The following is a 13,378-nucleotide window of genomic DNA, read 5'->3' on the forward strand; positions in this document are numbered from 1 at the left end:
TGGTCCGTTCGGATTAACGACGGAGACCAAGGCGTTGAATCAATTCACGGTAACGTGTAACGTCCTTGTTACGAAGGTACGTAAGCAAGTTACGGCGACGTCCAACCATTTTCAAAAGACCGCGACGTGAGTGGTGGTCTTTCTTGTGTGTACGAAGATGATCGTTCAAAGTGTTGATTTGTTCAGTCAATACTGCAACTTGAACTTCCGGTGAACCAGTGTCACCTTGTTTTGTCGCGTATTCCGCGATGATTTCGTTTTTACGTTCTTTTGAGAGTGCCATTGCCTCTCCACCTCCATTTAATAGAAAATTGCCGCGTTGCCGAGCCGTCGTTGGTGAATCGTCCAGCCAAGCGAAGCGGTGTACTTTGCGTACCAAATTAGGATACCGTACCACCCATTCAAAGTCAAGACAGGATTGCCCGGGCGGCTGTCTCATCTTGCTTGAGTTGAGCGATGAGTGCGTCGAGTCCGTCGAACGCCCGCTCGTCACGCAAGTAATGCATCCATTCGATCTCGATCAGTTGCCCGTATAGATCCTCTGAGAAATCGAACAAGTGGCTCTCGATCGAGACGTCCCCGGTCGCATAAAACGTCGGCCGCCGCCCGACGTTCGTCATCGCATCGAACGTCCGGCCGTCCTGAAGCCGTACACGCGTCGCGTAGACACCGAGACGCGGCATGACATACGATGCGTCCATGACGACGTTCGCTGTCGGGTAACCGATCGTCCGGCCACGGGCGTCGCCGTGGATGACTTCCCCGCAGATGACGTACGGCGTACCGAGCAACTCGCTCGCCACATCGACGTCACCGGCACCGAGCAATTGACGAATCCGCGTCGACGACACTTTTTCGCCGCCGCTCGTCTGTTCGGCGACGACCGAGGTCGTGAAGCGACCGCGCGCATGATACGGCAGCGTCTCCATCGTCCCTTCGCCAAATTTACCGTACGAGTAGTCAAAACCTGCCGTCACGTGGACCGCACCGGCACCGATCAAATAGTCATCCACGAATTGTTGCGGTGACAGGCTCGCCAACTCTTTCGTGAACGTGATGACGATACACCGTTCGACACCGAGTCCGGCAATTCGGTTCAATTTCCGCTGGAGCGGTGTGATATAACGGACCGCATCCGGTTTGTTTGAGAGCACTTGTTTCGGGTGCGGGTCGAACGTGATTACGGTCACGGGTACATCGAGCTGTTTCGCTTGCGCCTGTGCATGCCGAATCACGGCCTGATGTCCGGTGTGGACGCCGTCGAAAAATCCGAGCACCATGACCGAAGGGACCAGGTCTGGTGTCTCAGGATACGTCAGATGGATCGTTTCCATACTTCAATCTCCCCTTTAGTCGATGGTCAACATGACCTCGACATTTGCGTCTGTTGTTCCGTCAAGCCGTCGATAGAGGGCAAGTGGAATTCCTTCTTCATTATAGACAGTAAACAGTTCAAATTCGAGCGAGACGTCGTTCAAACGTCCCCCGTTTCGAATATACCGCTCCCGATTGGCTGGAATCGTCATGGCAGGCCAACGTTTGATGACCTCTTCGAGCGGGATGAGGTGGTTCATGCGTTCCTCGACCGTCTCGAGGTCGGCGAGTTGTTGCAACGTGACAGCGGCCGTCTCCTCGAACGAACCAGACCGCGTCCGCCGCAGGTCGCTCATATGGGCCGGATAGCCGAGACGCTCCCCGATTTGGACGGCGAGCGTCCGGATGAATGTGCCTTTGCCACACTCGACGTCGACACGAAAACGGCAGACACCGTCTTCGATGACCGGGTCATTCGTCCGGACGATGCGATGAATCTCGACGATGCGGCGCGGTCGTTCCACCGTCTGACCTTTCCGGGCGTATTCGTACAATTTCTTGCCGTTCACTTTGACGGCAGAGAAGTACGGTGGGATTTGCTCGATTTTTCCTGTCAACGTCTCGAGAACGCGATCGATGTCTGCAGCAGTGAACGCCTCTGGACCGACTTCGCGCGTCTCGACGACCTCGCCATGGGCATCCTCGGTCATCGTCGCCGTCCCGATTGTAATCTCGGCGGCGTACCGTTTGCCTTCATCGGTCAGAAAACGTGACAGCTTTGTCACCCGGCCGAGACAAATCGGCAGGACACCGGTCACTTCGGGGTCGAGCGTGCCGGTATGACCGACTTTCTTCGTTTGGAACAATTTACGGAGCTTGAACACGCAGTCGTGGCTCGTCATGCCGCTGTCTTTATCTAAAATCAATACACCTGTTGGTTCCATCTGGATTCCTCCCATCAAAAAAGGGGAGACGCGAGTCCCCCCTTCAATTTATTGGTCGTTCCGATTTAAGTCACGAATCAATGAATCGATATGGCTACCATATGCGACCGATGAATCGTATTCGAACGACAATTCTGGCGTTTTCCGAAGACGGATGCGGCTCCCGATCTCGCGGCGAATAAATGCGCTCGCCTTATCGAGACCAGCTTGCGTCTCAGCCTTCACTTCGGCGTCGTCTCCGAGCACCGTGTAGTAGGCTGTCGCTTGCTGCAAATCTCCCGTCACATCGACGCTCGTGATTGTAGCGTTCTTCGTACGTGGGTCGTTGACTTCACGGAGCAAGATATCTGTAATCTCTTTACGCATCTGCTCTGCGACGCGTTGGGCACGAATGTTCATACGTGTTCCCTCCTCGCTTTATTTACGTTCGACTTCTTTCATGATGAACGCTTCGATAACGTCCTCCACTTTGATGTCGTCGAACTTCTCTACTTTAATCCCACACTCGTAACCTGTCGCGACTTCTTTGACGTCGTCTTTGAAGCGGCGGAGCGTATCGAGTTTTCCTTCGTACACAACAATCCCGTTACGGATGATGCGGACGCCGGCGTCGCGTGAGATTTTACCTTCTGTGACGTAACAGCCGGCAATCGTACCGACTTTCGAGACTTTAAAGACGTCACGGACTTCAACTTGTCCTGTGATTTCTTCAACGAACTCAGGGTCGAGCATCCCTTTCATCGCGCTCTCGATTTCATCGATCGCGTTATAGATGATGCGGTGCAGACGCATTTCAACATGCTCTTGCTCGGCCATCGACCGGGCGTTACCATCTGGGCGAACGTTGAATCCGATGATGATCGCATTTGCCGCCGAAGCGAGAATGACGTCACCTTCTGTGATTGCACCGACACCTTGGTGGACGATGTTGATTTTAACGCCTGCGACGTCGATTTTGCGGAGTGAACCAGCGAGTGCTTCAGCCGAACCTTGAACGTCTGCTTTGATGATGACGTTCAAATCTTTGACTTCGCCTTCTTGAATGCGGCTGAACAAGTCATCAAGACTAACTTTAGCCGATTCGCGACGCTGTGATTCGAGGTAACGTTGGTAACGTTTTTCTCCGATTGCACGTGCTTTTTTCTCATCTTCGAACACGATGAACTGATCCCCGGCTTGTGGGACATCGTTCAATCCTGTGATCTCGATTGGCGTCGATGGACCGACTTCTTTCACACGACGACCGATATCGTTGACCATGGCCCGGACGCGTCCGAACGTGCTGCCGACGACGATTGAGTCACCGATCCGGAGTGTCCCATGTTGAACGAGAAGCGTGGCGACAGGACCGCGGCCTTTATCGAGCTTCGCTTCGATGACCGAACCGCGAGCTGGCATTTCAGGCGTCGACTTGTACTCTTCGACTTCTGATACGAGTAAGATCATCTCGAGCAACTCATCGATCCCCTCGTCTTTCAAAGCTGAGATCGGTACGAAAATCGTTTCGCCGCCCCACTCTTCCGGTACGAGACCGAACTCTGTCAATTCTTGTTTGACGCGGTCAGGGTTTGCGCCTTCTTTATCCATTTTGTTCACGGCGACGATGATCGGCACGTTTGCCGCTTTCGCATGTGAAATGGCTTCTTCTGTCTGTGGCATCACGCCGTCATCCGCTGCGACAACGATAATCGCGATATCTGTCACTTCGGCTCCACGGGCACGCATCGTCGTAAAGGCGGCGTGACCTGGTGTGTCGAGGAACGTGATCTTTTTATCGTTGACTTCAACTTGATAAGCACCGATGTGCTGCGTGATTCCGCCGGCTTCACCAGCAACGACTTTCGTGTTGCGGATCGAGTCAAGAAGTGTTGTCTTACCATGGTCGACGTGACCCATGATTGTGACGACAGCAGGACGCTCAACAAGCTCGTACTCAGAGAAGTCGATTTCCACTTCTTCAAAGTCTGTCTCATCGATGAGTACTTCTTTCTCAACTTCGTAACCGAATTCAGTTGCAAGCAACTCAATCGTCTCGTCATCAAGCGTTTGGTTGATCGTCGCCATGACACCAAGACCCATCAACTTCATGATAATCTCGTTTGGCTTTTTATCCATCTTCGCAGCGAGGTCCGATACGCTGAGGACATCATCGTACTTGATGACGTTGCCCATTTCAGACTCTTGCGCTAAACGAGCTGCTTTACGTTGACTCGTTTTCGAATTCGGATCCGCTTCCAATGGCACGGCTGCTTTCGCAGGTTTGCCTTTGAATTTACCACCGCGTTTCTTGTTGCGGTTGTCGTTGCGGTTGTTGCCGAAGCGGTTGCCACCACGGTTGCCCGCTTGGTTGCTTTGACCGCCAGACGCTTGTGGGCGTGCTTTCGGTGCTTCTTGCTTGGCAGCAGGTTTCGCGTCAGCCGGTTTTGACTCGGCAGACTTCGTTTCAGCTGGTTTCGTTGCAGCTGGTTTTTCTTGCTTGTCAGCCGAGCGGTATTTCTCAGGGTTGAAGACACGATCGAGTTGCTTGACCGATTCCTCATCTAAGACAGCCATGTGGTTTTTCACTGGCTTGTTCATTTTCTCGAGCTGAGTAATGACTTGTTTACTTGTTACATTCTGTTCTTTTGCAAATTCATAGACGCGTTTTCCCAAAGCATCCACCTCCGTTAATAGTTAAGAGAGAAGTTGCTTAAGCTTGTTCGCAAATCCGGATTCTGTCACAGACACGACGACTCGCATGTCTTTACCTAAAGCAGCCCCGATCGTATATCGGTCGCTCACTTCAATCAATGGAACACCATACGATGTACATTTGTCGGTAACCCGTTTTCTCGTAGACGCTCCAGCGTCTCCGGCAAGGATGACGAGTTTGGCTCGGCCAGCTCGCACATCCTTCAACACAAACTCTTCTCCCATCGTTACTTTCCTCGCCCGTGCGGCGAGGCCTAACAATGATTCCCACTGACTCATGATTCGGCTCCTGCAACAGCTTGAAGCAGCTGCTCATAAAGCGTGTCACTCGTCTTGACTTTTAAATGATGATCGAGTGTCCGTTTTTTCTCTGCTAAACGAATCACATCCGCATCTTTCGACAAATACGCTCCACGCCCGTTCAATTTACCGGACGTATCGATGACGACATCGCCTTCCGGCGTCCGAACGACACGAATCAACGCTTGTTTCGGTAACATTTCTTGCGTGACCACACATTTGCGCAAAGGAAGTTTCTTTTGCTTCATGGTCATTCCTCTTCTTTCACCGTTGTCGGCTCGAGGGCGACGTCAACCGAGTCAGTTTGTTCCATTTCATTGTGAACAATTTCTGGCTCCGGTTCAACTTTTTCGGCGTACGTATCATACAAGTCCATGCCTTCTGCATCCGTCTCGCTCTTGATATCAATTTTCCATCCCGTCAATTTAGCGGCAAGACGGGCGTTTTGACCACGCTTCCCGATGGCGAGTGACAATTGATAGTCTGGCACGACGACCGTCGTCGACTTATTCGGTTCATTGACGTACACGTCAACGACTTGAGCCGGGCTGAGTGCGTTTTTCACGAACTCTTTCGGATCGTTCGACCAACGAACGATATCGATTTTCTCACCGTTGAGCTCATCGACGATCGTTTGGACACGTTGCCCTTTCGGACCGACACAAGCGCCGACTGGATCGACGATGTCTGAATGGACGGCAATCTTCGAACGATCACCCGCTTCACGTGAGACCGACATGACATCGACCGTACCGCTCGCGATTTCTGGCACTTCGAGCTCGAACAAACGACGCAACAGACCTGGATGCGTCCGCGAGACTTGAATGGCTGCGCCAGAACCTTTCGTCGTCGAATCGACTTTCGTCACGTAAACTTTGATACGGTCATGAATCTGGTACGATTCATTCGGCATCTGTTCGTTCGGTGTGAGCACCGCTTCGATATTGTTTTCAAGACCGATATACAAGTTGCGTGGGTCGAACCGTTCCACAATCCCCGTCATGATCTCGTCTTCTTTATCGACGAAGTGATTATAAATGCGCTCGCGCTCGGCTTCCCGCATCTTTTGCGTGACGACTTGTTTGGCTGTCATCGCCGCGACGCGACCGAAGTCGCTCGGTGTGACTTCTTCTTTATGGAAGTCCCCTAACTCGTAGTTCGGATCAATCTCATGCGCTTCTTCGAGCGACAATTGTTGCTCCGGATGCGAGAGACGTTCAACGACTTCGAGAAGTGCGAAGACACGAATATCACCAGTCACTTGGTCGAATTCAACTTTTACGTTTTCATTCGGGTTGGCGACGTTTCGACGATATGCCGAAATGAGCGCCTGCTCGAGCGCATCGATGATAATCTCTTTCTCGATTCCTTTTTCGTTAGCAATCTGTTCGATTGTTGTGAGTAATTGTGGCCCCATCTTTACCTCTCCTTAACTAAACGTGACCGCTAGGCGGGCTTGTGCAATTTTGTCTACCGGTAGCGATATCGCTTTTTTTCTTGTCTTGATGCGCGTCTCGACGACGGCGGTCTCGCCGTCATATTCCGTCAAAATGCCTTCGAACTCTTTGGCACCTTCAATCGGGGCAAACGTCTTGATATAGACGTTCTTCCCAATCGCACGTTCAAAGTCGGTCGGCTTTTTCAGTGGTCGCTCGGCACCGGGACTCGAGACGTCAAGATAATAGGCTTGTTCGATCGGATCGCTATCGTTTAGTTTTTCCGAGAGTTGTTCGTTGATGTTGACGCAATCATCTAAATCGACGCCCCCCGGCTTGTCGATATAGACGCGCAAGAACCAATCTGGCCCTTCTTTCACGAATTCGACATCGACCAATTCCATGTTCTCACGCTCCACGATCGGCAACGCGATCGCTTCGACGACTTCTGTTATTTTGGACACTCTCATCCCTCCTTCTGGCTTTTACATACAAGAAAGGAGTAGGGTTCCCTACTCCTTTCCGTCGTAGTATCCAACATTGTTCGATACCAATATATCATATTTTCCCGGTTTTTCGCAACTTACACCCCAAAATCAAAGAACGAGAGTTGGTTCTCATCCGGGAGGCCTTCGAGACATTTCATCGTATCGAGCGTCTCGACAATCGTCTTCGATAATTTAGCCCGTTTGCGCAAATCCTCTTTCGATAGAAACTGGCCTTCGGCGCGCGCCTCGACAATGGCTTTCGCCGCGTTCGTACCGAGACCATCGACGGCATTGAACGGCGGGATGAGCGTGTTCCCTTCAATCAAGAACTCGGTCGCGCTCGAACGGTACAAATCGATGTTCTGGAACTTCATGCCGCGCTCTAACATCTCGAGTGCGAGCTCGAGCACGGTGTGAAGCCCTTTGTCTTTCGCCGTGGCTTCAAATCCTTTTTCACGGATATCCGACATCGCTTTACGCACGGCCTGTGACCCTTTGATCATGGCCGACAAGTCGAAGTCCCCGGCACGGACCGTGAAGTACGTCGCGTAATACAGAATCGGATGATGCACTTTGAAGTAGGCGATCCGGACGGCCATGAGCACGTACGCCGTGGCGTGCGCTTTCGGGAACATATACTTGATCTTCTTACAAGACGAGATGTACCATTCCGGGACATCGTTGGCCCGCATCTCCGTCTCCATGTCTTCCGACAAGCCTTTCCCTTTCCGTACCGACTCCATGATTTTGAAGGCGAATGACGGTTCGAGGCCCGCATAAATCAAGTAGACCATGATGTCGTCACGACAACCGATCACGTCTTTCAGTTCGCATGTCCCGTTATAGATGAGCTCGTTGGCGTTCCCAATCCAGACATCTGTCCCGTGAGACAGTCCCGAAATTTGAACGAGTTCGGAGAACGTCGACGGTTTCGTCTCTTCGAGCATCTGCCGGACGAACTTCGTCCCGAACTCTGGAATCCCTAGCGTACCCGTCTTCGATTCGATTTGCTCCGGCGTGACACCGAGTACTTCCGGCGATGAAAAGATTTTCATGACCGTCGGATCGTCTGTCGGAATCGTCTTCGGATCAATGCCCGATAAATCTTGCAGCATGCGGATCGCGGTCGGGTCATCGTGACCGAGAATATCGAGTTTGAGCAAGTTGTCATGAATCGAGTGGAAGTCAAAGTGGGTCGTTTTCCACTCGGATGACTTATCATCGGCCGGATATTGGATCGGCGAAATTTCGGCGATGTCCATATAATCCGGGACGACGATGATCCCCCCCGGGTGTTGTCCCGACGTCCGTTTGACGCCGGTGACGCCCGAGACGAGCCGATCGACTTCGGCGTTCCGATAAATCTTATCGTTCTCGGTCGCATAACCTTTCACATATCCATACGCCGTCTTATCGGCAATCGTCCCGATTGTACCGGCACGATACACATACTCTTCACCGAACAACACTTTCGTGTAGGCGTGGGCGTGTGGTTGATATTCACCCGAGAAGTTCAAATCGATATCCGGTACTTTGTCCCCTTTGAACCCAAGGAACGTCTCGAACGGGATATCGTGCCCGTCCTTCGTATACCAAGTCCCACACTCCGGACATTGTTTGTCTGGCAAGTCATACCCGGACCCGACCGATCCGTCGTCAAAGAAGTGGGAATGTTGACACTTCGGACAGACGTAATGCGGCGGCAACGGGTTGACCTCGGTGATTTCGGTCATCGTCGCAACGAAACTAGAGCCGACCGAACCACGTGAACCGACGAGATAGCCGTCGTCGAGTGATTTCTTAACGAGCTTATGCGAAATCAAATAGATGACCGCAAAGCCGTGTCCGATAATCGATTTCAGCTCTTTCTCGAGCCGGGCCTCGACGATTTCCGGCAGTTGTTCTCCGTAAATCGAACGGGCCATGTCGTAACTCATGTTCCGGACCTCATCGTCTGCGCCTTCAATCTTCGGCGTGTACAAATCGTCCGGAATGATTTGAATCGACTCGATTTGATCGGCGATCGCATTCGGGTTCGTGATGACGATTTCGCGGGCGAGTTCGTCCCCGAGGAACTTGAACTCTTCCATCATCTCTTTCGTCGTCCGGAAATGGGCGTGCGGGAGTTCTTTCCGCGTGTTGATGAAGTTGGCACCACCTTGCGTCCGAATCAAGATCTCTCGGTACGAGCGGTCTGTCCGGTCAAGGTAATGAACGTTTCCGGTCGCACATACCGGCAGGCCGGCCTGTCCGGCGACGCGAATGATCCGCTTAATGATTTCCCGTAACTCGAGCTCGTTGGCGACGATCTCTTTATCGATCAAATGCATATAGAGCGCCGGGGGATGAATCTCGATGAAGTCGTAGAACGCCATCATCTTCTCAAGCTCTTCGTCTGACTTGTTCAGGGCGGCGTCAAAAATTTCACCGTTGTCACACGCCGAACCGATGAGGAGTCCTTCACGACGCTTCACGATTTCCGAGCGCGGCATGCGTGCCATCCGGAACAAGTAATCGATGTGGGACAACGAGATTAGTTCGTATAAGTGACGAAGTCCCGGTTTTTTCGTTTTCGCATAAATCGTCGCATGGAACGGACGGATTTTCGAGACGTCGCTTCCGACTTTCGCGTTCAGTGAGCGATGCGTCTGCATCTCAAACATCTGTTTGGCGAGTTCGAGCAGTTTCATGAGCAAGTACGCCGTCGCCTCCGCATCATAGATGGCCCGGTGATGCTGGGTCAACTCGATATCGAATCGCTTCGCGAGCGTGTTGAGGCGGTGGTTTTTGAGCGTCGGTAAAATCGTCCGGGCGAGTTCGAGCGTGTCGATGACGGGATAGTCATCCGGCTCGTGCCCCCCGCTCCGAAGCGTCGCTTCTAAGAAGCCCATATCGAACGATGCGTTATGGGCGACGAGGATGCCGTCCCCGCACCAATCGACGAACTGTTTGGCGATGACTTCGGGATCGGGCTGGCCATGGACCATGTCGTCCGTGATGCCCGTCAGCTCGATTGTCGTAGCCGAGAGCGGATGTTTCGGATCGGCGAACGCCTCGAACCGGTCGATGATTTCACCGTCTTTAATTTTGACCCCGGCAAGTTCGATGATTTTGTTGTAGACGGCCGAAAGTCCGGTCGTCTCGACGTCGAAGACGACATATGTCGCATCATCGAGCGGGACATCGGTCGGGTGATACGCGACCGGCACGCCGTCATTGACGACGTTCGCCTCGACCCCGAACAGCACTTTGATGTCATTCTTTTTCCCGGCGTAATAGGCTTCCGGGAACGACTGGACTCCGGCGTGATCGGTGATGGCGATGGCGCGATGGCCCCATTTGGCCGCCCGGGCGACGAGCGCCGACACGTTCGTGACCGCGTCCATCTGGCTCATTTGCGTATGCGCGTGTAATTCGACGCGTTTCTCACCGGCCCACTCGTCACGGGCCGGTTCGACTTTCACTTCTTGCAGTTGCGATGCCATCATGCACAGTTCGCGCATGAAGCTGTCATCCTCGACCCGGCCGGCCGCTTGGATCCACATGCCTTTTTTGACGGCGCTGAGCATCCGGTCATCATCGTCATCACGTGCGAACACTTTGACGATGAGTGAATCGGTATAGTCCGTCATCTTGAACGTGAACAGTTTCTTCCCGCTCTTCAGTTCTTTCCGTTCGGCCGAGAAGACGAGGCCTCGGATGGCGACGCGTCGTTCTTCTTCGATGATTGTCTTAATCGGGACGATCTCGTCTTTGATCAAGGCGCCCATCCGTACCTCGGTGACCGGTTCGTCGTTCGTCTCGGTCGCCTTCGCGAATTGCGCTGCGAGGGCGAGCTTCGCTTGTTCCAAATCTTCTTGCACGACTTGTTCGCGGAGCGCTTGGTTTGCTTCTTCATTCTCCGAGAACAGCGCTTGGCAAGGTTTCTTCATAAAGCCATAGGCGCTATAGAGCGCTTGGACTTCTTGGCATAACTCTTTATCGACATAGTTCGCCTCAGGGGCCGAGCGCACCGGGATGAGCAATTTGTTCTGCTCAAAGCGCGGTGAGACCGATGCGAAATAACTGCGCATCGCACCCGACACTTGGCTGAGTTCACTGACGATACGCGGCCAATAGTCGATATAATCCTGTTCGGCACCGCCTGAGGTCGTCGTGAAACGCGCGTACACCTCGTCAGCGAACGTCGCGTACCGGCTCTCGATTCGGCTCATGAACAGTTGATACACCTCGTACGGCAACACGCGCTGCAACTGGAAATAAAACGTCCACGTCCGGCGCTGCTTGTTGACGACAAGTCGCGTCAATTCCGCATCGTCGAATTGTTCCGTCTCGGTCGTGATGCCGAGATCGGTCAAGAGCAATTGCATTTTTTGATTAGCTTCCACGGGTAAGAAGTCCCCCCTTTTATCATTCGATGTCGAAAAATGAAGGTGACGGCAAGAAACCGTCACCTTCATCGATCATTTTGCCTCGTTCAGTTGCGCCGTGATCACACGTGGCAACTCATCTACCGTCGTCTCAAGGACTTCGCCAGTGGCACGTACTTTCACTTCGACGATACCTTCGCTCGCTTTTTTCCCGACGTTGATACGAATCGGAAGACCGATCAAATCAGCATCGGCGAATTTGACGCCAGCCCGTTCTTTACGGTCATCATACAACACATCGTACGTCGATGACAGCTCATCGTATAAACGGTTCGCGAGTTCGACTTGCGCTTCGTCTTTCGTGTTGATGGCAATCAAGTGCACATCGAACGGAGCGACGCTCTTCGGCCAAACGATACCGCGATCGTCATGATGTTGCTCGATGACGGCCGACAATGTGCGTGAGACGCCGATGCCGTAGCAACCCATAATGAGCGGTTCGGCCCGACCTTCTTCGTTCAAGAACGTCGCACCCATCGCTTCTGAATAGCGCGTGCCGAGCTTGAACACTTGCCCGACTTCAATCCCGCGAGCGAAGCGGACCGGACCCGACTCGTCAGGTGCCATGTCGCCTTCGACGACGAAACGGAGGTCATGATACGTCAAATGCGACAAGTCGCGTTCGGCGTTGACGTGCGTATAATGGGTGTTCGCCTCGTTGGCGCCACATACCGCGTCGACCAAATATTTGACGGCGTAATCGGCCACGACTTTGACCGGTGCATGAATCGGTCCGAGCGTGCCCGGCTCACAGCCGAACAAGTCGATGATCGTCGCTTCTTCTTCCATTTGGATGTCGAGTCCGCCGAGGGCGTTCTTCACTTTGACGTCGTTCGCCTCGTGATCACCTCGAACGATGGCCATGACCGTCTCGCCATCGACGTTGAAGAGGACCGACTTGATCGTCGTCTTCGTGTCGACGTTCAAGAAGCGCGCCACATCTTCAATCGTCTTATTGTCTTTCGTGTCGACCTTGTCGAGGGCAAGCACTTCGGCCGCTTGCATGTCATAGCGGTCGAGCGTTTCTGCCATCTCGATATTGGCGGCGTAGTTCGACGTGTCCGTATAGACAATCGTGTCTTCCCCGATATCGGCAAGCGCTTGGAATTCGTGCGTGTCTTTCCCGCCGATGGCACCCGAGTCAGCTACGACCGGGCGATATTTTAGACCGATGCGGTCAAAGATGTTGGAATAGGCGTTATACATGTTCTTGTATTCGTCGTCCAAGTCATCTTGTGTGGCGTGGAACGAATACGAATCTTTCATCAAGAACTCACGACCCCGGAGCAGTCCGAAACGTGGACGACGCTCGTCGCGATATTTCGTTTGAATCTGATACAAGTTGACCGGTAACTTTTTGTAGGAGTTGAGTTCATCGCGCACGATTGACGTGATGAGTTCCTCGTGCGTCGCACCGAGGGCGAAGCGACGATCGTGACGATCGGTCAATCGCATAAGTTCAGGACCATAAATACCCCAGCGACCCGTCTCTTCCCACAGTTCCGCCGGTTGAATCGCTGGCATGAGCAATTCTTGGGCACCGGCCCGGTTCATCTCTTCGCGGATGATCGTTTGAATCTTTTGTAACACGCGGTGGCCGAGTGGAAGATACGAATAAATTCCAGCGGCGTTTTGGCGCATGAAGCCTCCGCGGACGAGAAGTTGATGGCTGACGGCTTCTGCGTCGGCCGGCACTTCTCGAAGCGTAGGCATGAACAGTCTCGATTGTTTCATAGGTATCAACGTTTCCCTTCTATAACCCGATTAGATCTTAC

Annotated in this window: 11 protein-coding genes; all 11 read right to left on the reverse strand. The window is 52.9% G+C overall.

Features of this window, described 5'->3' with window-relative positions:
- Positions 1–13: 13 nt before the first annotated feature.
- Positions 14–283, reverse strand: coding sequence for a 30S ribosomal protein S15 (gene rpsO / locus KNP78_RS02515; protein ID WP_015881433.1), 270 nt, complete (start codon positions 281–283; stop codon positions 14–16).
- A gap of 124 nt (positions 284–407) precedes the next feature.
- Positions 408–1,334, reverse strand: a complete 927-nt coding sequence (locus tag KNP78_RS02520; protein ID WP_034777286.1) for a bifunctional riboflavin kinase/FAD synthetase — start codon at positions 1,332–1,334, stop codon at positions 408–410.
- Between the two features lie 15 nt (positions 1,335–1,349).
- On the reverse strand, positions 1,350–2,258 hold the full coding sequence (gene truB, locus KNP78_RS02525) for a tRNA pseudouridine(55) synthase TruB (RefSeq protein WP_214823238.1): 909 nt from the start codon (positions 2,256–2,258) through the stop codon (positions 1,350–1,352).
- Positions 2,259–2,306: 48 nt separating this feature from the next.
- Entirely contained in the window at positions 2,307–2,657 is a 351-nt protein-coding gene (gene rbfA / locus KNP78_RS02530; RefSeq protein WP_034777282.1) for a 30S ribosome-binding factor RbfA, read from the reverse strand.
- An 18-nt stretch (positions 2,658–2,675) separates the two neighbouring features.
- On the reverse strand, positions 2,676–4,910 hold the full coding sequence (gene infB / locus KNP78_RS02535; RefSeq protein ID WP_214710613.1) for a translation initiation factor IF-2: 2,235 nt from the start codon (positions 4,908–4,910) through the stop codon (positions 2,676–2,678).
- 21 nt (positions 4,911–4,931) lie between these two features.
- Entirely contained in the window at positions 4,932–5,228 is a 297-nt protein-coding gene (locus tag KNP78_RS02540; protein ID WP_021067159.1) for a YlxQ family RNA-binding protein, read from the reverse strand.
- Positions 5,225–5,503 (reverse strand): RNase P modulator RnpM, encoded by a 279-nt coding sequence (gene rnpM, locus KNP78_RS02545; protein WP_200881481.1) that lies wholly within the window; start codon positions 5,501–5,503, stop codon positions 5,225–5,227. Before rnpM ends, KNP78_RS02540 begins: the two co-directional genes overlap by 4 nt.
- Positions 5,500–6,666 (reverse strand): transcription termination factor NusA, encoded by a 1,167-nt coding sequence (nusA, locus tag KNP78_RS02550; RefSeq protein WP_034777276.1) that lies wholly within the window; start codon positions 6,664–6,666, stop codon positions 5,500–5,502. Before nusA ends, rnpM begins: the two co-directional genes overlap by 4 nt.
- Before the next feature lie 12 nt (positions 6,667–6,678).
- Positions 6,679–7,149: a ribosome maturation factor RimP gene (gene rimP / locus KNP78_RS02555; RefSeq protein WP_034777274.1), complete on the reverse strand. Its 471-nt coding sequence runs from the start codon at positions 7,147–7,149 to the stop codon at positions 6,679–6,681.
- A gap of 119 nt (positions 7,150–7,268) precedes the next feature.
- The gene (locus tag KNP78_RS02560) at positions 7,269–11,561 is read right to left on the reverse strand and encodes a PolC-type DNA polymerase III (protein WP_214707473.1); all 4,293 of its coding nucleotides are present in this window, start codon (positions 11,559–11,561) and stop codon (positions 7,269–7,271) included.
- A gap of 75 nt (positions 11,562–11,636) precedes the next feature.
- Positions 11,637–13,337, reverse strand: coding sequence for a proline--tRNA ligase (locus KNP78_RS02565; protein WP_034777271.1), 1,701 nt, complete (start codon positions 13,335–13,337; stop codon positions 11,637–11,639).
- Between the last annotated feature and the right edge of the window lie 41 nt (positions 13,338–13,378).

The organism is Exiguobacterium sp. s28 (assembly GCF_018618135.1).
In the GTDB taxonomy this organism is placed as follows: domain Bacteria; phylum Bacillota; class Bacilli; order Exiguobacteriales; family Exiguobacteriaceae; genus Exiguobacterium; species Exiguobacterium mexicanum_A.

Bases quoted from the DNA above. Each gene is read 5' to 3' on its own strand.
- rpsO (WP_015881433.1), bottom strand. From the start codon at position 283: ATGGCACTCTCAAAAGAACGTAAAAACGAAATCATCGCGGAATACGCG.
- KNP78_RS02520 (WP_034777286.1), bottom strand. From the start codon at position 1,334: ATGGAAACGATCCATCTGACGTATCCTGAGACACCAGACCTGGTCCCT.
- truB (WP_214823238.1), bottom strand. From the start codon at position 2,258: ATGGAACCAACAGGTGTATTGATTTTAGATAAAGACAGCGGCATGACG.
- rbfA (WP_034777282.1), bottom strand. From the start codon at position 2,657: ATGAACATTCGTGCCCAACGCGTCGCAGAGCAGATGCGTAAAGAGATT.
- KNP78_RS02540 (WP_021067159.1), bottom strand. From the start codon at position 5,228: ATGAGTCAGTGGGAATCATTGTTAGGCCTCGCCGCACGGGCGAGGAAA.
- rnpM (WP_200881481.1), bottom strand. From the start codon at position 5,503: ATGACCATGAAGCAAAAGAAACTTCCTTTGCGCAAATGTGTGGTCACG.
- nusA (WP_034777276.1), bottom strand. From the start codon at position 6,666: ATGGGGCCACAATTACTCACAACAATCGAACAGATTGCTAACGAAAAA.
- KNP78_RS02565 (WP_034777271.1), bottom strand. From the start codon at position 13,337: ATGAAACAATCGAGACTGTTCATGCCTACGCTTCGAGAAGTGCCGGCC.